Source organism: Pseudoalteromonas atlantica, from assembly GCF_043641955.1.
Classification (GTDB): domain Bacteria; phylum Pseudomonadota; class Gammaproteobacteria; order Enterobacterales; family Alteromonadaceae; genus Pseudoalteromonas; species Pseudoalteromonas atlantica_A.
In genome coordinates this window covers 514,242-536,365 of record NZ_JBHZRV010000002.1, presented here as the reverse complement: position 1 = coordinate 536,365, position 22,124 = coordinate 514,242, and the positions used below count along the sequence as shown (strand labels likewise).

Sequence of the window (22,124 nt, the reverse complement as noted above, 5' to 3'; positions counted from 1 at the left end):
TAAGAGTTATGATGAATTTTAAAAATAAAACAGTGTGGATCACCGGTGCATCATCAGGTATCGGGCAAGAGTTAGCAGTTCAGTTGGCACATTTAGGTGCAACTATTATTTTATCAGCGAGAAATACCGATAAATTAGAACAAATTAAAGCGACTTTAGACGGCGATAATCACTCAGTCATTCCGTTAGACTTAGCAAAGCCTGAGCATGTTTTTGATCACGTTAAATCAAGAATGGATGAAATAGGGCGCGTTGATATTTTAATTAATAATGGCGGTGTATCACAAAGAAGTTTGTTCCTAGAAAATGACTTTTCGGTTTATCGACAGTTAATGGAAGTAAACTATTTTGGATTAATTGCACTGACTAAAGCGGTGTTACCTTCTATGGTTGAACGCGGTGGTGGCTCTATTGTATCTATAAGTAGTGTTGCAGGGAAAGTGGGGTCTAAATTTCGCACCGGGTACTCAGGAAGTAAGTATGCTGTGGTTGGTTTTATGGATTGCCTAAGGGCGGAAGTAGCTGATAAAAATATACATTGTCTAACAATATGTCCGGGTTCCATAAAAACAGCTATTGCGCATAATTCACTTGATGAGCATGGCGTTGCGCAAAATAAGCCAGAGCACTCAATTGAAAATGGCATGGATGTATCGGTTGCAGTTAAAAAAATGATAAATGCGATCGCTAAACAAAAAGACGAAGTTGTCGTAGGACAAGGTTTAAGCGGGTTAGCACCAACAATTAAACGGTTTTTTCCTGGTTTATTTAATCGCTTAACAGCAAAAACAAATTACAGGTGAGGCTTTTAGATTCTGATCGCTTGTCGTGCGTTTTGTATTGCTGTGTTTACAGTAATGGCGGCCAATAATACTGTATTTGTGCTTGCACGCTGGGGTTATAGCACTTAAAGTGTCTAAAAGTTGTAAAAGAGTAATTAAAAATGACACAAGAACAAACTCAACCTGAACAATCTAAAGAATTAACACCTGAAGAGCATGCTCAAGCACAACAACAAAGTGCAATATGGCAGCGTGAGTGTTTTCAAAGTGCGCAAAAGCATTTAGCTGAAAAAGGTATTCTCCCTAAAACATTAATTGAAAAAGAGAGCCGTTTTATTGCCCCTTTGTGCGCACTGTGGAAATTTAAAGCCCAAACAGGTAAAAATTATTGGGTGATAACAGGGCGTTTACCTACAGATCATGCCCAAGATACCGCAGCTGAAAACCCGCGTGATGCGCTGCGCTATTTTTCATTGCAATGGCAATTAAAAGCAGACCAAATAATGCAGTCTGGAAATTTGGATAAAACACAGGTTGATTTTGCAAACTTATTAGTTAACCGTGCTCACGGTCTTTATGAAATGTACGAAAGGGACCACCTTTGGGTTAACGAAGCAAGCTAACTCAGTACATCTCAAAGTTGTAGGCAAAATAAAGCGAGCTCAGTAGCTCGCTTTTTAATGTACTAATGTAAATGGTTTGGTATCGAATTGGCTAATGGGGCACTGCATACGTTGGCGCGCAATACCAGCCTCCATAAATACTATTCCTTGTTGTGTAAAACCATTACGTCTAAAACGTTCAACCTCGTTTAAAATGCAATTGATACTTATATTATTAATGCCCTGTTGTTGAGCTAAATTAACCATAAAGTTTAATAATGACTTATAAACAGACCGATTACGGTGTTCAGGTAATACCGCAATCCTGCCAATTAAACCATCATTGCATAATCTACCTGTCGCAACTGGCGATTCAGTGTCATCGGTAACGAGTACATGTAGTGCAATATCGTCTAAATTGTCGAACTCTACATGCTTTGGTATGTGTAATTCACATACAAACACACGCTCTCTAATATGTTGTAATAAGTCCTTTCTTGTATTCCACTCTACCTTGTCGATATGATAACTCATTGCATCCTACCTCTAACAAAACCAAATACCTTCATTTAGTAGTGTAGTAAAGGATTGAGTAAATTTTAAACTATTTTTTGAATTTTTAATTTGTTCAGCGGTCACGCTAATGTCATCAGTTAATAACTTGACCACTGCTAGATCTGTTTTTGGCAGTAAGAAATTTTGGCCATTTACGCTAAAAACAAGCTCATTATCAGTATGTTGATATATTGCTCTCGTGCCACCTAAACGTTCAAAAACCTCGTCAGACTCATCTATTAACTGGGCTACTTGATCAGGTGTATACAGATCTTCTGGCGGCATTAAATCCATTTCATGTTTAGGTTCACTGGTTGTTTGACCTAACCATGACTTAAATAAAGCGTCGTCTTGTAATAATGAGGCGAGTAATTGCTTAACCTTATCAGTTTCTGAATTGCTAAGGAGTCCTTTCGATTCTCTGGTTTCTAAGAGTGGATCAGAATAGCGGGTGTTGCCAACTTCTTTGTCAATCACGTAATCGGCAAAACTCGATAGTAAATCTTGCTGATTTGGGGCCCTAAAGCCAACAGAATAGTTAATCGCATTTTCAACCGCATAGCCTTCATGAGGGCAACCCGGTGGGATATATAAAATATCACCTGGCTCTAAAATACAATCAATAACGGCTGGGAACTGTTCTACCTGTAATAGCGATTTATTTTGTGCAAACTGTTTTAAATTACTGTCAGGCATACCTACACGCCAATGCCTTTTGCCTTCACCTTGAATAATGAAAACATCATACTGATCTAAATGAGGACCCACACCACCACCTGGCGTTGAATAGCTGATCATTAAGTCATCAATACGCCAATTAGGAATAAATCGAAAAGGCTCAAGTATTTGTGCAGCACCAGGATGCCAATGGTCTACTGCTTGAACGAGCAAAGTAGAGTGTTGCTCTGTTAATAACTCGAAATCTTCAAACGGACCATGGTGAGCTTGCCAGTCGTTATTTTGGTTAGTGATAATACGTGATTCAATACTTTCTTCTATTGCAAGGCCGGCAAGCTCATTGGCATCAAGAGGGTCTTCAAAATCGCGAAACCCTTGTTTAATTAACAAAGGTTTTTTTTGCCAATATTCTTTTAAAAATTCTTGCTCTGTTAGAGAGTTAATCGTTAGTTGATACATATTTTTCACCATTTACAAACGAATAGAGATAAAAAAAGCGAAAGGGGTGCCTTTCGCTTTTTAAATTTTTAGCTTTATGCTTACGCTAAATTGTCGATGAACTCTACAGCACGGCCGATATAGTTAGCCGGCGTCAGTTTTTTCATTTCTACTTTAGCTTCTTCTGGTAAATCTAAACCATCAATAAATTCAGCCATAATTTCTTGATTTACACGTTTACCACGAGTTAAATCTTTAAGCTTCTCATATGGTTTTTCAATGCCGTATTTACGCATAACGGTTTGAATTGGCTCAGCAAGAAGCTCCCAGTTTTGATCAAGCTCTTCAAGTAAGCGTTGTTCGTTTACTTCTAACTTGCTCACGCCTTTAAGTGTTGATTGGTATGCGATTAAGGCATAGCCCATGCCCACACCTAAGTTACGAAGTACTGTTGAGTCAGTAAGGTCACGCTGCCAGCGTGAAACAGGTAATTTTTGCGCTAAATGACCAAAAATTGCATTAGCAAGACCTAGGTTACCTTCTGAGTTTTCAAAATCAATAGGGTTAACTTTATGTGGCATTGTAGATGAACCAATTTCACCTGCAATGGTTTTTTGTTTAAAGTGATTAAGCGCAATGTAGCCCCATGCATCACGATCAAAATCAAGTAATACAGTATTAAAACGTGCAATCGCATCAAATAACTCAGCAATGTAATCATGCGGCTCAATCTGAGTCGTGAATGGATTGAATGTTAAGCCAAGACTTGTTACGAATTGTTCTGCATGACTATGCCAATCGTAATCAGGGTAAGCACTTAGGTGAGCGTTGTAGTTACCAACAGCACCATTAATTTTACCTAGCATTTCAACCTGTGCAATTTGATCACGTTGACGCTTTAAGCGCATGTACACGTTTGCAAATTCTTTACCCATCGTTGAAGGCGTTGCTGGTTGACCATGAGTACGCGTCATCATAGGCACTGCTTTGTACTCAATCGCTTTTTCTTTAATTGCATTAAGTAGTTGATCGCAGTAAGGAAGTAATACTTCGTTACGTGCTTCAGTAAGCATTAAACCGTGAGACAGGTTATTGATGTCTTCTGAGGTACATGCAAAGTGAATAAATTCATTGATTGCATGTAGCTCTGCGTTATCTGCTACTTTTTCTTTGAGTAAGTATTCTACAGCTTTTACATCGTGGTTTGTGGTACGTTCGATATCTTTTACACGTTGCGCATCGGCTTCGCTGAAGTTATCAACAATCGCGTTAAGTAAAGCATTGGCTTCGTCGCTAAATGCCGGTACTTCTTTAATGGCATCAGCAGCAGCAAGGGCTTGTAACCAACGAACTTCGACTGTTACACGGTATTTTATCAAGCCAAATTCGCTGAAAATACTGCGTAGTTCAGTGGTTTTGCTGCCGTAGCGACCATCCACCGGAGAGATAGCTGTTAACGCTGAAAGCTCCATAATAACTCCTAAATTTTAGTTTTGAACGATAATTAAATGTGGTTTTTAGCAATGGCGATGATTTTTCTTTTTGCAAAGAAAAAATGACGGCGTTTACCGCCCATTTGTCGCCAAAGTACTGCACTTCGAATACCTGCTAGTAATAGTGCGCGTATCTTGTGTTGTACTAACTGCTGTTTCAATAAATCAGGTTTGCCATAAACCTGAATGCGGTGCCCAAGGGGGCTAAGCACCTTTGAATATATATCTGCAAGAGCTGCAATTAATGTTGCATCAGTAATTGCAAAATGATCTAAACGTCGCTTTATGTCATCAATACCTTTACCAAGATCAGCTAGGCTGCTTGATTTTGCACTAAGTGCGCGTTCAAGTTGCATAAGGCCGCCTACATACTTAACGATTTCAACATCTTTCTTTTCGCCAGCACTGAGTTGTTCAAGTAAGCATTGGTAACCTGATCTAAGGTTTTCAGTTCCTTGATACACATCTTCTGGTGAATCAGGGTTAGTAACAACAATACTTGAAAGTAACTTTTCAAGGTCATAATCATTGCTACTACCATACTGTGCAATTTTTTGTACTTGCTTGGCTATTTGGCACATTGCGGCCAAAGCCATTACTTGGTTTTCAGTCATTATTTGATCACCGAGTCGATGATCCCGCCACCAAGGCATACTTCATTAGCATAAAATACCGCTGATTGACCAGGTGTTACGGCTTTTTGCGGTTCATCAAAAAGTACACGGGCTAAGCCATCATCGCCTACAAGGAGAGTACAGCTGATATCTTCTTGTCTATAACGTGTTTTAACTGTGCAACGAGTTGTGCCTTTAGGGCCTACTCTATCAACCCAATGTAGTTGGTTAGCATTTAAACCATTGCTGTAAAGGCGAGGGTGGTCTTTACCTTGACCAACCACAAGTACATTGCGTTCTATATCTTTATCAACAACGTACCATGGCTCACCAGAGCCTTCTTTCATGCCACCTATTAGCAAACCTTTACGTTGGCCAAGTGTGTGGTACATTAATCCTTCGTGCTCACCGACGTTATTACCCTCTGTGTCTTCAATCACACCAGGCTGTGCGGGTAAGAATTTTTGTAAAAAGTCTTTAAATTTACGTTCACCGATAAAACAGATACCCGTACTGTCTTTTTTATCGTGTGTAATGAGGTCTTGCTCTTCGGCAATACGGCGAACTTCAGGCTTAGCAATATCACCTACAGGAAAGAGTGTTTGGCCAATGTGCTCATGGCTTAGGGTATATAGAAAGTAGCTTTGATCTTTATTGTCATCAAGACCACGGCACATCACATATTTATCATCGCGTAATTCTCGGCGTACATAGTGGCCTGTGGCGATGTAATCAGCACCAAGTGCGCCGGCTGCAAATTCAAGAAATGCTTTGAATTTGATTTCTTTATTACACATGATGTCAGGGTTTGGCGTACGCCCGGCTTTGTATTCTGCTAAAAAATACTCAAAAACATTATCCCAATACTCGGCGGCAAAATTCACAGTGTGAAGTTCTATACCGAGCTTATCGCAGACCGCCTGTGCGTCTTTTAAATCCTCAGCAGCAGCGCAATATTCATCATTATCGTCTTCTTCCCAGTTTTTCATAAACAAGCCTTCAACTTGATAGCCTTGTTGTTTTAATAAATAAGCTGATACAGAAGAATCAACACCGCCGGACATGCCAACAATGACTTTAATGTGACTATTTTCGCTCATGGATATTTTCGCTTATACAGGTTGCTGTCATTTTATACTACTAACCATAAGAGAGAAAAAGAGTGTGAAATTTTAAACACTCACATAGCTTATGGCGTATGAAAGGCCGCGATTATAGCATGTAAAATAGAAGGCAAGCCACCCAAAATATCAGTTTTGTCTTGCCTATAAAACACTAATAAACATTAGGAGGAGGGCTTAAAAATGGCGCGGGATTTACCAGAGCGCTTGCGTTCTCCCTAAGGGGGATTACTCACCGTGAAGTAATTTATATTCGCCATTTTTAATATTATCTAATGTGTATTGGCCAATTTTATAACGAATTAACCTTAATGTTGGGTGTCCAATATGGGCTGTCATGCGTCTAACTTGGCGGTTTCTGCCTTCAGTTAAACTGATACTTAACCAGCTAGTAGGAATATTTTTGCGTTCTCTCACTGGGGGATTACGCGGCCAAAGATGCGGAGGCTGGAGACGTTCAACATCTGCTGGGAGTGTCATACCATCTTTTAAATGTACGCCTTTGCGTAGCGCTTCAATTGCTTCGTCTGACGGTTCACCTTCAACTTGTACCCAGTATGTTTTACTGTTTTTTTTATTTGGTGCAGTAAGTGTGTTTTGCAATTTACCGCAATTAGTCAAAAGTAATAACCCTTCGCTGTCTCTATCTAAGCGTCCTGCAGCATAAACGTTTTTAATATCAATGAAGTTAGCGAGTGTTTGACGATTACTGTCATCTGTAAATTGACATAACACATCAAATGGTTTGTTAAACAAAACAATTTTTCGCTCACTTAAAGGAATTTGTTCTTTTATTTCTCTTTTGTGCTTTGTATTTATTGGTTGTTTATTGCGAGAAGATAAATCTCTGTTAAAACTTCGCCCGCTGCTGCGCCTATTTTTGGGTGTATTTGTTGTCATAGTTATATGCACCGTGCTGGTTTTGGCAGTCCTGCTATTTTAGTGGCTTGCTTAGCCGGGCCTTTCGGGAAAAGCTTATAAAGGTAAATGCTGTTGCCTTTGTCTTCACCAAGCGCTTTAGCCATGGCTTTAACTAACATTCTGATGGCTGGGCTGGTATTGTATTCAAGATAAAAATCGCGGACAAAGTTTATAACCTCCCAATGCTGCTTTGTAAGATCAATACTTTCTTGTTCGGCTAATATTGGTGCAAGCTCAGGTGTCCAGAGTTGATGATCAAGGAGGTAGCCTTGTTTATCTGTTTCGATTTGTTGATTTTTAAATTCTAGCATGAGTTACCAAGTTATAGACTGAGAGGAAGATAGGGTTTTTGCTACGAATATTTCATAATCGATTGCGGTATTTTGTTGCATAATTTCAATGTTACGGGCTTTAGCGTCATCCGATAAAAGTAAAAGCTTGTCACAAAGCTGAACATAAAGCTTTTGTGAGTAGCAAGCATCCCCGACCAATAAAACAGTGTCATTTTGTTGTATTAAGTTAACTAATCGTTCGTTGTCGTAATAACTAATTGGTTTAGAAAAAATGTGTAATGTGCTCATAAATTAACAACCTGTTGTTGCGCACTAATTAATTGACTTTGAGCTTTAAAGTTTAAAGGTTTTGCGTTGATTATCAGATCATTTTTACTCAGATTATAGTCAAGTAAAGACTTCTCACATACATAGATGTTTTCAACGTCATATATTTCTAATGTTTTTATACTTTTAAAATAATTTTTCAGTCCTAAGGATTCAGGGTTTTGATTTTCTTTTAATGCAAGTACTGCAGGGCCAGTAAACAACCAGCTTATATTTTGTTCAATAGCGGCAAATATGAGTGTCATGTCGAGGGCATCTCGAATATGCATATCATCAAAAGGACTGTGTTGACTTAAAACAAGAATATTGATCATTTAAATTGCACCCATTTATCAGCTTCACTGGCGAGCATCGCAAATTCGGCAAGGCCTGCAACGGTAAATAAATTCGTGGCAGCAATATTAAGACCACGCTTTTCAGCGGCAGTAATACACAGCATAAGTTTAATACCGCGCTTGTGTAGCGTTTGCCAAAGCGATGCAATAGCAAGCTCATCTGTTGCTAAATTAATGTCTTCGCTGGCATGGTAGACACCTTGTTGATATAAAAAAATAGTATCAACGCTATGCCCTTGTTCTAGACAAGTGGTTGCGAATTTGAATAGTCGTTGAGTGGTGTCGTGATCTGACGGTGCGCAGTGTAATGAAAGTACAAATCGTGCCAAAACATATCCAATAAAAAAGCCCCTAAAGAGGGGCTATTTTAACAGAACTTTTTAATTAGTCATTATTTGCGCCAAGTAGAGCAAGTAATGAAGTAAATAAGTTATATACGCTCAGGTATAAAGAAACAGTTGCGCGGATATAATTTGTTTCGCCGCCGTTAATAATACGGCTAGTATCAAACAAGATAAGTCCAGACATAATTAATACTACAGCTGCATTAAGCACCATAAACATTAAAGAACTGCCGATAAAAATATTAACGATACTTGCAACGATAACAACGAGTAAGCCAACAGTTAAAAACCCACCCATAAAAGAAAAGTCTTTTTTGGTGTTCAGGGCATAAGCTGAAAGGCCAAGGAAAATTAGAGCTGTAGAACCTAGCGCTTGCATAATTAGCATAGGGCCATTAGGCATTGCTGCATAATGGTTTAAAAGTGGCCCTAAACCGGCACCCATTAAACCTGTAAAAGCAAATACCCAAGCTACGCCTGATGCGCTATCCGCTTTTTTGTTGACTACAAAGAGTAAGCCAAACGAAATAAGTGTGAAAACTAACCCCATAAAATAAGGTAGTTGTAATGCCATTGAGATACCAGCCGTCACTGCACTAAATGCTAATGTCATGGCCAGTAAGAAATAGGTATTTTTAAGTACCTTGTTTGTTTCAATGGTCGACATAACCGGTTTAGCGGTATTGTACGAATGATTAAATGCCATTGTAGAGCTCCTTTAAGTGAAACTTGTTGTAGTTCCGATAATTAACTAGAGTTAGATTATCAAGACTTATATATTTGGGCAAATGTTTGTAGTTCAATAGACCCTTAAATAAATATAAAAGTTCCCCTTTGTTTGATTATTCGGCTGGTTTGTGTGAAGAATGCGCAAATTAATTATTTTTTAGGCACTTAAAAAGTTTTTTGCAAAAAAAGCTTCACAAAGAGCACGGGTTTAACTATTATGCACGCCGTCGGAGAGATGGCAGAGTGGTCGAATGCACCGGTCTTGAAAACCGGCAGGGGTTTGTAGCCCCTCTAGGGTTCAAATCCCTATCTCTCCACCACCTAATTTAAAATAGTTATGAATACACTCTTATTCGTAACTTATAGCAGTTTCGGAGAGATGGCAGAGTGGCCGAATGCACCGGTCTTGAAAACCGGCAGGGGTTTGTAGCCCCTCTAGGGTTCAAATCCCTATCTCTCCACCATATATCAAAACCCGCTTTTAGCGGGTTTTTTTATGCCTTGTAAAAATAATTACGACCATAGTCTCTGTTTCGAAGTAACAAAACATCATGCATGATTAAGTTAAATACTTTTATGTTTTAGGACGCTTAATGAAACACAGGCTTGCAAAGAGCGTTGCATTGTCGCTACTTTCTCCCATTATCATTGGTAGTTTATTAGGTGCTTATTATGCACTTACCTTAAATGGTGATTCGATCACTATCTTCTTTAATTTGCTTATGAGTGCAGTTGCCAATGCGCATATCGTTGGCTTAACCATGGCTGCATTTGTGGTACCTGGATATTTACTTATGTACAAGTATGCAAAAGTGAATTATTCAGGTGTGTTAACGCTTGGCTTACTAGGTGGTGCTATTTTCAGTTATTTGCTCAGTGCAACTCAAGGTATGGTCTTTTTAGTTAATACCTCAATGTCTGCTGTGGCTGCTGGTTTATTTTTATATGGGTTGAGAAAAGCAACTTTAAAAAAGACTGAGCATCAATAGTGGAAATATTAACCAAGCCTGCTGAAAATTAGCGTAAATTGTCTTTTTTTGCCTTGAAAAGGTTTCAATTATTGGCCACAAAGAGTACCTTTAACTACTGTATGTTTGATAAGAAGTAGTTTGGTATGCAAAAGCAAGAATTTTACCAGTCATTAGTTAAACAAACTGAGTCGCTAATTACTGGTGAGACAAACATTATAGCTAATATGGCTAACATAAGTGCGTTACTTTTTACATCATTAGACGATGTAAATTGGGCGGGCTTTTATCTAATGGATTCTCCATCAGAATTAGTACTAGGTCCGTTTCAAGGCAACCCAGCGTGTATACGTATCCCTGTAGGGAAAGGTGTCTGTGGAACAGCTGCTGCGACTGCAAAAACTCAACTTGTTGAAGATGTTCATGCATTTGCAGGTCACATAGCCTGTGATGCTGCTTCAAACTCTGAAATAGTAATACCGATTCTAAAAAATGGAGAAGTGTTTGCTGTTTTAGATATAGACAGCCCGAGTATTGCTCGGTTTAGTGGCGACGACCAAAAAGGTCTTGAAGCAATAGCTGCCTGTTTTGAGGCAACGCTTGCATGAAAGACTTACTAAATGTACAGGATTATCTGTTTGCCATTGCTGATGTTGGTGATTGGGAAGGGGATGAAGAACACGTAGCGGAAACGCTAAACGATCTAATTCATATTGCTTGGGAACGTATTCCTGATGACCTTGAATGTGAATTAATCGATGAAATTATTAATGGTATTTGGGAACACCTTCGTGGCGATATGGCGCTGATTGAGGCTGAGTTCGAAGAGTTGACCGACTGGGTAACACACTATGTCGATTCGTCGATTGACGAAAAGATGTAACAAAAGGTTCTAAAATGGAAACCACAAACAAGCTAAAAGATATCAATGAAGTACTGGATTTTCTATACCAAGAATTTCCACAATGTTTTAAACAAAAAGACGGCATCAAACCGCTTAAAGTAGGTATCTTTAAAGATATTGCTGAGCGCATTGAAGGTTCTGAGAAAGTAAGTAAAACTCAGGTACGTCAAGCTTTAAGAAAATATACATCGAATTGGCGTTATTTAGAAGCCGTTACTAAGTCTGAATTTCGTATTGATTTAGATGGGAATCAGGCTGAAAAAGTAGAGCAAGAGCATATAGACCATGCTCAAAAAGCGCTTGAAGAAAGCCGTGCAAAAATGGCAAAACGCAAAAAAGCGCAGCGTCCTCGTAATGATTCAGACACAAAATCTTACAAAAAGAAACCAGGGCAGTTCGCCAAAAATGGTGATAAAAGCGCTAAGGTTAACAATACTAACGCTAAAGCAGCACCTGCTAAGCGTTCAGGTAAAATTGAACCTTTACCAGCAAGTGAGGTCAAGGTTAATAACAAGGTTAAAGTTAAACTTGGCCAAGCACTTGTAAATGCAACTATCACTGAAGTGAACAAAGATGATGTTCATGTTGAGTTGGTAACAGGCATGCAAGTTAAAACAAAAGCAGACAGCCTTTACATAGTTTAAGCTGTATATAAATTAAGGAGTTGTGTATGAGTCAGAAGTTTACGCTCATTCCGTTAGTCGCGGCCCTATATTCTGGGTCTTTATTTGCATCTACAGACGTTGTTGATGTTTTGACAGTAAAAGACTTGCCTGTATTGGAGCAAGAAAGTCAGCATAGTACGGCTAGCAAACGGGTGGCGAACTTATTTACTCGTGCACACTACAAACCAATTCGTTTTAATGACGTGCTTTCTAGTAAAGTATTTGATCGTTATATCGAATCCCTTGATTTTAATAAAAGCGTCTTTTTGGCTGCGGATGTTGCGTCTTTTGAGCAATACCGCAACCAATTTGATAATGCATTAACGACTGGCAAGCTTGATTTTACGTTTGATATATTCAATTTGAGTATGAAAAGACGTTTCGAGCGATATGATTATTCATTAAAATTGCTAGAAACTGAAATGACATTTGATAAAGACGATGAATATTATTTTGATCGTGAAGATGCACAGTGGGCATCAACCCAAGCTGAGCTTGATGAACTGTGGCGAGAGCGTGTTAAATATGATGCTTTGCGATTAAAAATGACTGGTAAAGATTGGCCTGGTATTAAAAAAGTACTTACCAAGCGTTACCAAAATGCACAAAAACGTTTAGTACAAACTAAAAGTGAAGATGCATTCCAGATTGTTATGAATTCATTCGCTAGAAGTATCGAAGCCCACACTTCCTACCTTTCGCCGCGAAGAGCGGAACAGTTTAAAATGGACATGGATCTCGAATTAGAAGGGATAGGTGCTGTTTTAGGCTATGATGAAGATTACACAGTGATCCGTAGTTTAGTACCTGGCGGTCCAGCGGATAAATCAGAACAAATAAAAGCAGATGACCGTATTATTGGCGTAGCTCAAGATGGTGAAGAGTTTGTTGATATTATTGGTTGGCGTTTAGATGATGTGGTTGACCTTATTAAAGGTCCTAAAGGCACTAAAGTTCGCCTACAATACCTTAAAGGTGCAGATACCCATGGTACACCGAAGGTAGTTGAGATCGTTCGTGATAAAATTAGATTAGAAGATCGCGCTGCGAAATCAGAAGTGTTTGAAGCCAAATACTCTGACCTAACCAGTAAAGTCGGTGTAATTGAAATTCCTGGTTTCTATAATAATTTATCCAAAGATGTCAAAGTTGAGCTTGCGAAACTAAAAGAAGCTAAAGTTGACGGCATTATTATTGACCTTAGGCAAAATGGCGGTGGTTCACTGTATGAAGCAACGCAACTTTCGGGTCTGTTTTTTGACCAAGGTCCTGTGGTACAAATTCACACGCTAAATAACCGAATTGAAGAACAAAAAGACAGAGATGGCATCACGTTTTACGATGGCCCATTAACTGTTTTAGTTGATCGTTACAGTGCGTCAGCCTCTGAAATCTTTGCCGCTGCTATGCAAGATTATGGTCGAGCAATTGTGATAGGTGAGCAAACCTTTGGTAAAGGTACTGTTCAGCAACATAAAGGCCTTGGCCGTGCTTATGATCTTTATGATAATCCTTTAGGTAGCGTTCAGTATACTATCGCTAAATTTTACCGTATCAACGGTGGTAGTACACAACATAAAGGTGTGATACCGGATATTTCATTCCCGTCGGCGATAGATCCGGCAGAGTGGGGTGAAAGCCAAGAAGATAATGCATTACCGTGGGATAGCATTATCCGAGCTAAATATAATTCAGTAGATAATTTAAAATCTGCTATTAGCCATGTATCGCAACAACACATTGATAGAATCAAAAAAGAGCCTGAATTTGGTTATGTGTTTGAAGACATTGCTAGGTATAACGAAGAAAAAGATCGTAAAACAATTTCTTTAGTTGAGGCAAACCGTATTAAAGAAAAAGAAGAGAATGATGCACTAGCTCTTAAGCGCACAAATGAGCGTTTAGTTCGTCTTGGTGAACAGCCAGTGAAAGATTTAGAAGATGTTCCTGATGTTCTTGATGACTTAGACCCATTTCTTGAAGAAGCGGCATTAATAACACAAGATTATATAAAGTTTGGACGTATTGCTAAGAAATAGTATCAGTTTAAAACTACAAAAAAGGCGCTTAAGCGCCTTTTTTACTGCCTAAAGCATATGAAATTGATATAATCGACGATTAAACCCAGAACGAAATAATGAATTATTTAATCGTGTCTGTGCTAAAAAATAATAATTAAGCGTGTAGACAACAACACGTGGGAGTTTCAATTTTGAATCCAGTAGAAGAAAAACCAATCAACAAAGCGAGTTTTATTGACGCGCTAATACCTATCTCTGTGCTCATCTGTTTATTAGGTGCTGCTGTGTATTTATTTGGTGATAGTTCATCATCGGGCCCAAATCAAATTGCATTATTATTTGCAACCTTTACTGCGGCTTTGATCGGACTAAAAAATGGCTACACATGGAAAAAACTAGAAGATGCGATGATCGAAGGAATTACTTTGTCGCTTGGTGCAATTTTAATATTACTGATGGTTGGTGCCTTAATAGGCACTTGGTTACTTTCAGGCACAGTACCGACTTTAATTTATTACGGTTTGCAGGTTATTGACCCAAGTTGGTTTTATGCCGCAAGTTGCTTAATATGTGGCATAGTTGCGATGAGTATAGGTAGTTCATGGACTACAGCTGCAACTATTGGTACTGCACTTCTTGGTGTTGCTACGGGTTTAGGCTTAGACTCGGTGGTGACTGCAGGCGCTGTTATATCTGGTGCATATTTTGGTGATAAACTAAGTCCACTTTCAGAAACCACTAATTTAGCTCCCGCAGTTGTTGGCGCTGATTTGTTTGAACATATACATCACATGCTTTGGACAACCGTCCCTAGCTTTATCATCGCTTTGATTATTTTTATTGTAATGGGATTTAATGCTAGTGCAGCCAATGAAGCTGGGCGTATTGATGAAATTACTCTTATTCTCGAACAAAATTTTAATATAGGTTTAGAAATGTTGGTTCCTTTGATTGTGCTACTTGTTTTAGCCATTAGGAAAATGCCTGCATTCCCTGCAATCTCAATAGGTGCAGTTATTGGTGCTGTTTGGGCAATGCTGTTTCAATCGGATTTAATAGCGAGCCAAATTGACGTTTCTCAAGGACAGTTAGTTGGTTATTTTAAACTTATCTGGGCCACTTTTTTCGACGGATTTAATATAATCACTGGTGATGAAAAAATGGATTCACTACTTAGCGGTGGTGGCATGGCAGGTATGTTAACTACAACTTGGTTGATTATGACTGCGCTGATGTTTGGTGCAATTATGGAAAAAACGGGTTTATTAGATATATTTGTTAAGAGCATCTTAAAGATAGCAAAGAGCACTGGTTCATTAATTACAGCCACTATTGCAACTTGTATAGGTACCAACGTAATTGCAGCTGATCAGTATATTGCTATTGTTGTGCCTGGTCGTATGTACAAAGATGAATACGAAAAGCGGGGTTTGAAGCCTGTTAACTTATCAAGAACATTGGAAGATGGCGGTACTATTACCAGCCCATTAATCCCTTGGAATACGTGTGGCGCATATATGCAAAGTGTTTTACATGTAAACCCATTAGATTATCTATTCTATGCTTTCTTCAATTTAATAAATCCATTTTTGGCCGTTGTTTATGCTTATTTAGGCATTAAAATTCTACGTATCAAGCCAAAGCAACACGCATAAAATAAATGCTCCTCCTTGAAGGAGGAGCTAATTTGGAGTTACCCTATGACTGCAATTAATAAGCCCAAAGCGCAATATCTTAAAGACTACAAAGCCCCAGAATTCACAATTGAACATGTTGATTTAACTTTTGAATTAAAGCCATTAAATACGCGTGTTAGTGCTGTTTTACAATTAGAAAGAGCAGATAAACCTAATACAGATTTAATTTTGGACGGGGTTGATTTAACACTTATCTCAGTAGAGTTAAACGGCTCAAAGTACGCTGACTACGAAGTTGAAAAAGAGCAATTAATCGTAAAGAATTTACCCGATAGCTGCCAGCTAACTATTGTTACTGAGACCTCCCCAGATACTAACTCTTCATTAGAAGGCTTATACCTTTCAGGTGGGGCGTATTGTACACAGTGTGAAGCACAGGGCTTTAGAAAGATTACCTACTTTTTAGATAGACCTGATGTGTTGGCCAGCTTTGACGTGACGATAATAGCTGAACAAAAATTTGAACACTTATTGTCAAACGGTAATAAGATTGCAGAAGGTCAATTAGATAATGGGCTTCATTATGCTAAATGGCAGGATCCATTTAAAAAGCCGAGTTATTTATTTGCACTAGTAGCAGGCACTTTTGATGTACTAACTGACAAGTACATTACTAAAAGTGGTCGAAGTGTGGATCTGGCATTATTTGTTGATAAAGGAAATTTATCTAAAACGCCTCATGCTATAGCCTCTTTAAAGAAATCAATGCAATGGGATGAAGAGCGTTTCAATCTTGAATACGATCTTGATATATATATGATTGTTGCAGTTGATTTTTTCAATATGGGTGCAATGGAAAATAAAGGGTTAAATATATTTAACTCTAAATGTGTTTTAGCAAATCAAGAAACAGCAACAGATAAAGACTACCACACGATTGAATCTATAGTAGGGCATGAATACTTTCATAATTGGACTGGGAATCGTGTAACTTGCCGTGACTGGTTTCAGCTCTCATTAAAAGAGGGGCTGACTGTGTTTCGTGATCAGGAGTTTAGCAGTGATTTAGGTTCGCGAGCCCTAAACCGTATTGATGCAGTAAAAGTTATGCGAACGCATCAATTCAGTGAAGATGCAGGCCCAATGTCACATGCAATTAGGCCGGAAAAAGTAATTGAAATGAATAACTTTTATACCGTCACGGTGTATGACAAAGGGGCAGAAGTTATTCGTATGATGCATACCTTATTGGGTGAGCAGAAATTTCAACAAGGTATGGCGCTGTATTTTGAACGCCATGATGGCCAAGCAGTTACTTGTGACGACTTTGTTTGCGCAATGAGTGATGCTTCAGGCATTGATCTTACTCAGTTTAAGTATTGGTATAGCCAACCTGGTACACCAAGGTTATCTGTTAAGCAATCGTTTGACGAAGACACCGGAACACTAAAAATAGCGATTGAGCAGCAGCCTCCTAGTAATTATCCAGAGCATAAACCGCTGCATATTCCTTTTGCAATTGAGTTGCTTGATGAGAAGGGCAAAAGCCTCGAGTTGAAATATGAGAATGTTTCCATTGATTCAGTATTAAATGTGAGAGAAACATATCAGGAATTTAAGTTTGATGGCTTTACAACTCAGCCTGTTGCTGTGCTGCTTGAAGACTTTTCAGCACCATGTATTCTTGATCATGAGATTAACGAAAGCCAACTTTTACATATTATGCGTTATGCACGCAGTGATTTTTCTCGTTGGGATGCGCAGCAAACCTTGTTCATTAATGCTGTAAAAACTGCGATTATTGGATCTAATAACGCTGTACTCAGTGACGCTGTAATACATACTCTGTCTGAGCTTGTAACAGACCGAACTGGCGATTTAGCGCTTACCGCAGAGCTATTAAAACTTCCAACGTTTGATACACTCGCAGCTGAATTTGAAATTATACCTGTTAATGAGATAGTTGAAGTTATTGCGTGTTTTGAACAGCAAATTGCACAACAACTCTACCAGCCCATTTTGTCTTGCTATAACAACTTAGTTGATGATGGCTCGCTTAGTGCAAGTGCTGTAGCAATTCGAGCCTTAAAAGGACAGTGTTTACATTATTTAGCTAAGTCTGACACTAATGATGTAGCAGATTGCCTAGCCCTTGGTGCAAAATCAAGTAACATGACAAATGTTTTAGCGAGCCTCAGCGCCGTTGTAAAAGCTCAACACCCGCTGTGTGATGAGTTACTTGCTCAATTTGATAGCCAATGGCGACATGATGTGCTTGTAATGGATAAATGGTTTGCTTTACAAGCGATGCAATCCAAAGATGGAGCAATTGAGCATATAAAACGCTTATATGATCACCCATGCTTTGACTTTTCCAATCCAAATCGAGTCCGTGCACTTGTAGGTAGCTTTAGCCATTTTAATACTGCACAGTTCCATCGTGAGGATGGCGCAGGTTATGCGCTTTTAGGTGATTTACTCATTAAGCTTAATTCAATCAATCCTCAAAATGCATCTCGTATGCTAACACCGTTTATGTCGTGGAAACGCTATGACACTAAACGAGCCGAAGGAATGAAAGCTCAATTAAAACGACTAGCTTCATTAGAAGATTTAAGTGATGACTTATACGAAAAAGTTGAAAAAGCTTTAAATTGACCTATGAGAGAGTATTACTTTTTTTTAAACCTGACTTATCAACAGTGCTTAGATTACTACGATGGTAAATATAGGTCAGTGCAGGTTATTGAAGATGGGGGCAAAAAAGTTCGCTTTGATGCCCACCATTTACGCCCTTTTATTTCTTCTTTAGGGGTAAGAGGGCGCTTTCGTTTATTGTTAACATTAGATAATAAGTTTGTTCGCTTAGAGCGAGTCAGCTAAGTTTTTCTAAAAAATTTCAAATTTATATTGTATTTTTGTTAATTCAATTTGTCCTATTGTTAATTTACGTGTATAAATTATCTGGTAGGACGTCTTACCATTACGTAAACGCCAACTAAATTGTAAATTTATAGCCGTTTGAACGCGTTCTGTTTGTAATTTTTATGTTTCGGTTCTATCGTTACTACTACACTAAAAACAACAACTTGATCACAAAATGCCCGCGACAAGGGGAACACACAATGATAAGAAGATCGCTTTTTGTTAAAAACAAAATAGTTTTAGGCCTCGCTGCTGCAACGCTTGGTTTATCTGCCGGTTCAGTTAATGCTGCTAATTTTGATGTTGGTGGCTTTGACGTAACGTTTGATTCAAATTTTTCATATGGTCAAAGTATACGGGTTGAAGACCGTGACTTTTCTCATATAGGTAAAAGTAATAACCCTGCATTTAATTGGACAGGTTATAACTCTGCACTCAACCCAATTTACACATCAGCAGATGTTTGGGCGCAAGACGGCGCTTATTCGAATAATGGCGATGCTGGAAATCTTAATTTTGATAGCGGTGAGTCGTTCTCTAAATTATTAAAAGGAACGCATGATCTATCAATAAGTAAAGATAATTACGGTTTCTTTACCCGCTTCATGTATTTCTATGATTTTGAGTTGATGGATGGCGACCGTGCTTACATCAACCCTACTTCTGGTTCAGGTGTTGACCCATGTGATGATGACGATACAAAAGAGCAAGTTTGTTCTGATGTACGTTTACTTGATGCATATGTTTGGGCTAATTTTGACTTGAATGATGGTAATAACCCACTTTCGATTCGTTTAGGTCAGCAAGTTGTTAACTGGGGTGAAAGCACGCTGATATCTCATGGTATCAATGTAAACCCTGTTGATATAGACCGTTTAAAAGCACCTGGTTCTGAGCTCAAAGAAGCGTTTATTCCTGTTGGCATGCTTTGGGCTTCTTTAGGAATTACTGAAAATATAAACCTAGAAGCATTCTATCAGTATCAGTGGCACGAAACTCGCCTACCCGTAGCTGGTAGCTACTTTTCTACTAATGATTTTGCGTCAGAAAATGGCTATCAGCAAAATATTCAATTAGGTTTTACTGCTAATCCAGATATCGATCTTGAATTTTTGACAAACAGCCTTAATTCCCTACAACAAAATTGGGTTGCTGCAGCCACTGCGCAGGGTATAAACCCACAAAGTGCTGAAGGTCAAGCACTCCTTGCGAACATGTATTTGGCTTATCCAACAAAAGTTGCTCTGAAGGGTAAAGGCAATGCTGGCAAAACGGATCCCGAAGACGGTGGTCAATACGGCCTACGTTTAGGTATGTTTCTTCCTGAGCTAAACGATACTGAAGTCGCACTTTATCACATTAACTACCACAGCCGCCGTCCGCTGATTTCTGGTAAAGTTTCAAACTTCACCAGTGAAGCAATTGGAGCTGATTTAGCAATGATTTTGTCTCCTGATGTCACAATTACAGAAGACAACGTGACCGATCTTAATGCGTTTACACAGGGTCAGTTAGTATATCCTGAAGATATAAAGTTGTATGGTCTTAGCTTTAATACGTCGTTGGGCGAAACAGCATTTGCTGGTGAATTTACCTTCCGTGAAGATGAGCCACTACAGATCGATGACGTAGAGCTTCTTTATGCTGGTATGCCTGAGCAATTAGCTGTCGCGGGAATTCGTCCAGACCTAGCGGGTATTTCACAAATGAGTCAAGGTGATGCAACAAGCGTTGTAGGCCCAGGTGAAACAGCCCAAGGTTATATTGTTCGTAATACAGCACAATTACAATTCACTGCAACGCACTTATTTGGCCCTTCATTAGGTGCTGATAGTTGGGCGGTTGTGGGTGAAGTAGGGGGTGTTCGTATTAACGATTTGCCTGAATATGATGAACTACGTTTAAATGTATCAGGTACTGGACGAAGTGGTGTTATTACTGGCCCAGGTTCTGTTGATTATTCAACGCTTCATTTAGGTTTATCAAATGGCCCTGAAACCAACCCATTTCCATCAGCCTCAGCTTGGGGTTATCGTTTAATCGCGAAAGGCGATTATTACAATTTCTTCAACGGTGTGAATTTTTCACCACGATTTGTATTTTCTCATGACGTAAACGGTATTACCCCTGATCCTATGTTTTTATTTATTGAAGATCGTAAATCACTGGGTATGACTATGAACTTTAACTATCAGAATGCTTGGTCATTTGACTTTAGTTACAATACGTTCTGGGGCGGCGGTAAAACAAATACTTTCTCAGACCGTGATTATGTTTCTTTCAATATTAAATATTCAATTTAAGGGTATCATCATGATAAAAAAACCTACCCTCATCGCACTAGCAGTGTGTGGCTTGTTCGCTACAAACGCTTCTTTTGCTAAAATGACAAGTGAAGAAGTTGCTCGTTTAGGCAATGATTTGACGCCAGTTGGCGCAGAAAAAGCTGGTAATGCTGATGGCTCTATCCCAGCATGGACTGGCGGTATTACCAAGGCCCCTGCAGGTTATTCGCCAGGTATGCACCACATTGACCCATTTGCCGACGATAAAGTATTATTTACGATCGATAAATCAAACTTAACTAAGTACAAAGAACATCTTAGCCCAGGCCAAGTTGCATTATTTGAAGCGTATCCTGATACCTTCAAAATGAATATATATAAAACACACCGCAGCGCTTCAAATCCACAATTTGTTTATGATGCGACTAAAAAATATGCTCCTACAGCCGAGTTAATTGAAGGCGGAAATGGTATTAAGAATACGGCAATTGGTATTCCGTTTCCAATTCCAAAAGATGGTTTAGAAGCTATTTGGAATCACTTGCTTCGTTATCGTGGATTATCGATTGAGCGTTTTGGTGGTCAAGCTGCTCCAACTGCTTCAGGTTCTTACAACATGGTTGGCTTCGACGAGCAGTTACTTGTAAAGTATTCTGATCCAGCAGTGACGCCAGCAGAATTGCAAGAGTCTAATATTTTGTTCAAGTTTAAACAAAAAGTAACGCAACCAGCACGTTTGGCAGGTACTGCACTACTTGTACATGAAACTATGGACCAAATATTAACTCCTCGTCAGGCATGGACTTATAACTCAGGACAACGCCGTGTTCGTCGTGCACCCAATGTAGCTTATGATGCACCAGGTACAGCTGCTGATAGCCTTCGTACAACGGATGACTTTGACATGTTTAATGGTTCACCAAACCGTTACACATGGACGCTAAAAGGCAAACAAGAACTTTATATTCCGTATAACAGCTACAAGCTACACAGCGATAAGCTAGAGTACGATGATATTTTGATGGCTGGTCATATTAATCCTGAACACGTTCGTTATGAAAAACACCGTGTATGGGTTGTGGAAGCTAACTTAAAAGAAGACACCCGTCATATTTATAAAAAGCGTGTTTTTTACATTGATGAAGATAGCTGGCAAATACACGTAACCGATATTTATGATAATCGTGATCAAATGTATCGAGTCGGTATGGCGCATGGTTTAAATTATTATGATGCGCTTACAAACTGGAGCACGCTGGATGTTTATCATGATCTGAACTCTCGTCGTTACCTTGCAATAGGTTTAGATAATCAAGAGAAAATGTACGATTTTTCTAAATCATTTAATGACAATGAATTTACGTCTAACGCGTTACGTCGCGCAGGTCGTTAAAATTTAACAGGCACCTAATTATTTAGGTGCCTTTTTTCAAGCCGCGTTTGTCTTTCTGACACGCTCTGGTTTTTCCATTTGCATGTCTTTTTCA

At 38.9% G+C, this 22,124-nt stretch carries 23 protein-coding genes and 2 tRNA genes; 14 read left to right on the top strand and 11 right to left on the bottom strand.

Annotated elements, in window-relative coordinates:
• The first annotated feature begins 11 nt into the window (after nt 1-11).
• Both ACHUE3_RS05925 and ACHUE3_RS05920 read left to right on the top strand, forming a co-directional pair.
• Complete coding sequence (locus tag ACHUE3_RS05925) at nt 12-803, top strand: SDR family oxidoreductase (RefSeq protein ID WP_394191665.1); 792 nt, start codon at nt 12-14, stop codon at nt 801-803.
• Nucleotides 804-943: 140 nt separating this feature from the next.
• On the top strand, nt 944-1,405 hold the full coding sequence (locus ACHUE3_RS05920; protein ID WP_058558885.1) for a DUF4826 family protein: 462 nt from the start codon (nt 944-946) through the stop codon (nt 1,403-1,405).
• 54 nt (nt 1,406-1,459) lie between these two features.
• Here ACHUE3_RS05920 and ACHUE3_RS05915 read toward each other — a convergent pair whose 3' ends face one another.
• From ACHUE3_RS05915 to ACHUE3_RS05865, 11 genes are all read right to left on the bottom strand, one after another.
• Nucleotides 1,460-1,918 carry a GNAT family N-acetyltransferase gene (locus tag ACHUE3_RS05915; protein ID WP_394191121.1) on the bottom strand — a complete coding sequence of 153 codons (459 nt, stop codon included), beginning with the start codon at nt 1,916-1,918 and terminating at the stop codon, nt 1,460-1,462.
• 12 nt (nt 1,919-1,930) lie between these two features.
• A complete protein-coding gene (locus ACHUE3_RS05910) occupies nt 1,931-3,076 on the bottom strand; it encodes a ribosomal protein uL16 3-hydroxylase (protein ID WP_394191119.1) in 1,146 nt (381 codons plus the stop codon).
• A gap of 80 nt (nt 3,077-3,156) precedes the next feature.
• On the bottom strand, nt 3,157-4,527 hold the full coding sequence (gene purB / locus ACHUE3_RS05905) for an adenylosuccinate lyase (RefSeq protein WP_394191117.1): 1,371 nt from the start codon (nt 4,525-4,527) through the stop codon (nt 3,157-3,159).
• 32 nt (nt 4,528-4,559) lie between these two features.
• Entirely contained in the window at nt 4,560-5,162 is a 603-nt protein-coding gene (hflD, locus tag ACHUE3_RS05900) for a high frequency lysogenization protein HflD (RefSeq protein ID WP_394191115.1), read from the bottom strand.
• Complete coding sequence (mnmA, locus tag ACHUE3_RS05895; protein WP_394191113.1) at nt 5,162-6,262, bottom strand: tRNA 2-thiouridine(34) synthase MnmA; 1,101 nt, start codon at nt 6,260-6,262, stop codon at nt 5,162-5,164. The genes hflD and mnmA overlap by 1 nt, the downstream gene beginning before the upstream one ends.
• 249 nt (nt 6,263-6,511) lie before the next feature.
• Nucleotides 6,512-7,183 (bottom strand): pseudouridine synthase, encoded by a 672-nt coding sequence (locus ACHUE3_RS05890; RefSeq protein WP_394191111.1) that lies wholly within the window; start codon nt 7,181-7,183, stop codon nt 6,512-6,514.
• 2 nt (nt 7,184-7,185) lie between these two features.
• Complete coding sequence (locus ACHUE3_RS05885) at nt 7,186-7,515, bottom strand: TusE/DsrC/DsvC family sulfur relay protein (protein ID WP_394191109.1); 330 nt, start codon at nt 7,513-7,515, stop codon at nt 7,186-7,188.
• Nucleotides 7,516-7,518: 3 nt separating this feature from the next.
• Complete coding sequence (locus ACHUE3_RS05880) at nt 7,519-7,785, bottom strand: DsrH/TusB family sulfur metabolism protein (RefSeq protein WP_394191107.1); 267 nt, start codon at nt 7,783-7,785, stop codon at nt 7,519-7,521.
• Complete coding sequence (gene tusC / locus ACHUE3_RS05875) at nt 7,782-8,138, bottom strand: sulfurtransferase complex subunit TusC (RefSeq protein ID WP_394191105.1); 357 nt, start codon at nt 8,136-8,138, stop codon at nt 7,782-7,784. The genes ACHUE3_RS05880 and tusC overlap by 4 nt, the downstream gene beginning before the upstream one ends.
• On the bottom strand, nt 8,135-8,488 hold the full coding sequence (tusD, locus tag ACHUE3_RS05870) for a sulfurtransferase complex subunit TusD (protein ID WP_394191103.1): 354 nt from the start codon (nt 8,486-8,488) through the stop codon (nt 8,135-8,137). Before tusD ends, tusC begins: the two co-directional genes overlap by 4 nt.
• A gap of 55 nt (nt 8,489-8,543) precedes the next feature.
• Entirely contained in the window at nt 8,544-9,209 is a 666-nt protein-coding gene (locus ACHUE3_RS05865) for a Bax inhibitor-1/YccA family protein (RefSeq protein ID WP_394191101.1), read from the bottom strand.
• A 252-nt stretch (nt 9,210-9,461) separates the two neighbouring features.
• Between ACHUE3_RS05865 and ACHUE3_RS05860 the strand changes: the two genes are divergently transcribed.
• The 12 genes from ACHUE3_RS05860 to ACHUE3_RS05805 all read left to right on the top strand — a co-directional run bounded on the left by ACHUE3_RS05860 (nt 9,462) and on the right by ACHUE3_RS05805 (nt 22,030).
• Nucleotides 9,462-9,552, top strand: a tRNA-Ser gene (locus ACHUE3_RS05860).
• A gap of 53 nt (nt 9,553-9,605) precedes the next feature.
• Nucleotides 9,606-9,696, top strand: a tRNA-Ser gene (locus ACHUE3_RS05855).
• Nucleotides 9,697-9,825: 129 nt separating this feature from the next.
• Nucleotides 9,826-10,221, top strand: a complete 396-nt coding sequence (locus ACHUE3_RS05850) for a hypothetical protein (protein WP_394191099.1) — start codon at nt 9,826-9,828, stop codon at nt 10,219-10,221.
• 125 nt (nt 10,222-10,346) lie between these two features.
• Nucleotides 10,347-10,808, top strand: a complete 462-nt coding sequence (locus ACHUE3_RS05845; protein WP_394191097.1) for a GAF domain-containing protein — start codon at nt 10,347-10,349, stop codon at nt 10,806-10,808.
• Nucleotides 10,805-11,083, top strand: a complete 279-nt coding sequence (locus ACHUE3_RS05840) for a hypothetical protein (protein WP_394191095.1) — start codon at nt 10,805-10,807, stop codon at nt 11,081-11,083. Before ACHUE3_RS05845 ends, ACHUE3_RS05840 begins: the two co-directional genes overlap by 4 nt.
• 14 nt (nt 11,084-11,097) lie before the next feature.
• Nucleotides 11,098-11,748, top strand: coding sequence for an RNA chaperone ProQ (proQ, locus tag ACHUE3_RS05835; protein WP_394191093.1), 651 nt, complete (start codon nt 11,098-11,100; stop codon nt 11,746-11,748).
• 26 nt (nt 11,749-11,774) lie between these two features.
• Nucleotides 11,775-13,808 (top strand): carboxy terminal-processing peptidase, encoded by a 2,034-nt coding sequence (gene prc, locus ACHUE3_RS05830; protein ID WP_394191091.1) that lies wholly within the window; start codon nt 11,775-11,777, stop codon nt 13,806-13,808.
• 173 nt (nt 13,809-13,981) lie between these two features.
• Nucleotides 13,982-15,445, top strand: a complete 1,464-nt coding sequence (gene nhaC / locus ACHUE3_RS05825) for a Na+/H+ antiporter NhaC (RefSeq protein WP_394191089.1) — start codon at nt 13,982-13,984, stop codon at nt 15,443-15,445.
• Between the two features lie 45 nt (nt 15,446-15,490).
• Nucleotides 15,491-18,085 (top strand): aminopeptidase N, encoded by a 2,595-nt coding sequence (gene pepN / locus ACHUE3_RS05820; protein ID WP_394191087.1) that lies wholly within the window; start codon nt 15,491-15,493, stop codon nt 18,083-18,085.
• A gap of 3 nt (nt 18,086-18,088) precedes the next feature.
• Nucleotides 18,089-18,310 (top strand): DUF2835 family protein, encoded by a 222-nt coding sequence (locus ACHUE3_RS05815; protein ID WP_394191085.1) that lies wholly within the window; start codon nt 18,089-18,091, stop codon nt 18,308-18,310.
• A 242-nt stretch (nt 18,311-18,552) separates the two neighbouring features.
• A complete protein-coding gene (locus ACHUE3_RS05810; protein ID WP_394191083.1) occupies nt 18,553-20,655 on the top strand; it encodes a DUF1302 domain-containing protein in 2,103 nt (700 codons plus the stop codon).
• Nucleotides 20,656-20,665: 10 nt separating this feature from the next.
• Nucleotides 20,666-22,030, top strand: coding sequence for a DUF1329 domain-containing protein (locus ACHUE3_RS05805; protein WP_394191081.1), 1,365 nt, complete (start codon nt 20,666-20,668; stop codon nt 22,028-22,030).
• Nucleotides 22,031-22,124 lie beyond the last annotated feature (94 nt).

What these genes read in the sequence shown, in the direction of transcription:
- ACHUE3_RS05925 (WP_394191665.1), top strand. Translation starts at nt 12, where the DNA reads ATGAATTTTAAAAATAAAACAGTGTGGATCACCGGTGCATCATCAGGT.
- ACHUE3_RS05920 (WP_058558885.1), top strand. Translation starts at nt 944, where the DNA reads ATGACACAAGAACAAACTCAACCTGAACAATCTAAAGAATTAACACCT.
- ACHUE3_RS05915 (WP_394191121.1), bottom strand. Translation starts at nt 1,918, where the DNA reads ATGAGTTATCATATCGACAAGGTAGAGTGGAATACAAGAAAGGACTTA.
- ACHUE3_RS05910 (WP_394191119.1), bottom strand. Translation starts at nt 3,076, where the DNA reads ATGTATCAACTAACGATTAACTCTCTAACAGAGCAAGAATTTTTAAAA.
- purB (WP_394191117.1), bottom strand. Translation starts at nt 4,527, where the DNA reads ATGGAGCTTTCAGCGTTAACAGCTATCTCTCCGGTGGATGGTCGCTAC.
- hflD (WP_394191115.1), bottom strand. Translation starts at nt 5,162, where the DNA reads ATGACTGAAAACCAAGTAATGGCTTTGGCCGCAATGTGCCAAATAGCC.
- mnmA (WP_394191113.1), bottom strand. Translation starts at nt 6,262, where the DNA reads ATGAGCGAAAATAGTCACATTAAAGTCATTGTTGGCATGTCCGGCGGT.
- ACHUE3_RS05890 (WP_394191111.1), bottom strand. Translation starts at nt 7,183, where the DNA reads ATGACAACAAATACACCCAAAAATAGGCGCAGCAGCGGGCGAAGTTTT.
- ACHUE3_RS05885 (WP_394191109.1), bottom strand. Translation starts at nt 7,515, where the DNA reads ATGCTAGAATTTAAAAATCAACAAATCGAAACAGATAAACAAGGCTAC.
- ACHUE3_RS05880 (WP_394191107.1), bottom strand. Translation starts at nt 7,785, where the DNA reads ATGAGCACATTACACATTTTTTCTAAACCAATTAGTTATTACGACAAC.
- tusC (WP_394191105.1), bottom strand. Translation starts at nt 8,138, where the DNA reads ATGATCAATATTCTTGTTTTAAGTCAACACAGTCCTTTTGATGATATG.
- ACHUE3_RS05865 (WP_394191101.1), bottom strand. Translation starts at nt 9,209, where the DNA reads ATGGCATTTAATCATTCGTACAATACCGCTAAACCGGTTATGTCGACC.
- ACHUE3_RS05850 (WP_394191099.1), top strand. Translation starts at nt 9,826, where the DNA reads ATGAAACACAGGCTTGCAAAGAGCGTTGCATTGTCGCTACTTTCTCCC.
- ACHUE3_RS05845 (WP_394191097.1), top strand. Translation starts at nt 10,347, where the DNA reads ATGCAAAAGCAAGAATTTTACCAGTCATTAGTTAAACAAACTGAGTCG.
- ACHUE3_RS05840 (WP_394191095.1), top strand. Translation starts at nt 10,805, where the DNA reads ATGAAAGACTTACTAAATGTACAGGATTATCTGTTTGCCATTGCTGAT.
- proQ (WP_394191093.1), top strand. Translation starts at nt 11,098, where the DNA reads ATGGAAACCACAAACAAGCTAAAAGATATCAATGAAGTACTGGATTTT.
- prc (WP_394191091.1), top strand. Translation starts at nt 11,775, where the DNA reads ATGAGTCAGAAGTTTACGCTCATTCCGTTAGTCGCGGCCCTATATTCT.
- pepN (WP_394191087.1), top strand. Translation starts at nt 15,491, where the DNA reads ATGACTGCAATTAATAAGCCCAAAGCGCAATATCTTAAAGACTACAAA.
- ACHUE3_RS05815 (WP_394191085.1), top strand. Translation starts at nt 18,089, where the DNA reads ATGAGAGAGTATTACTTTTTTTTAAACCTGACTTATCAACAGTGCTTA.
- ACHUE3_RS05810 (WP_394191083.1), top strand. Translation starts at nt 18,553, where the DNA reads ATGATAAGAAGATCGCTTTTTGTTAAAAACAAAATAGTTTTAGGCCTC.
- ACHUE3_RS05805 (WP_394191081.1), top strand. Translation starts at nt 20,666, where the DNA reads ATGATAAAAAAACCTACCCTCATCGCACTAGCAGTGTGTGGCTTGTTC.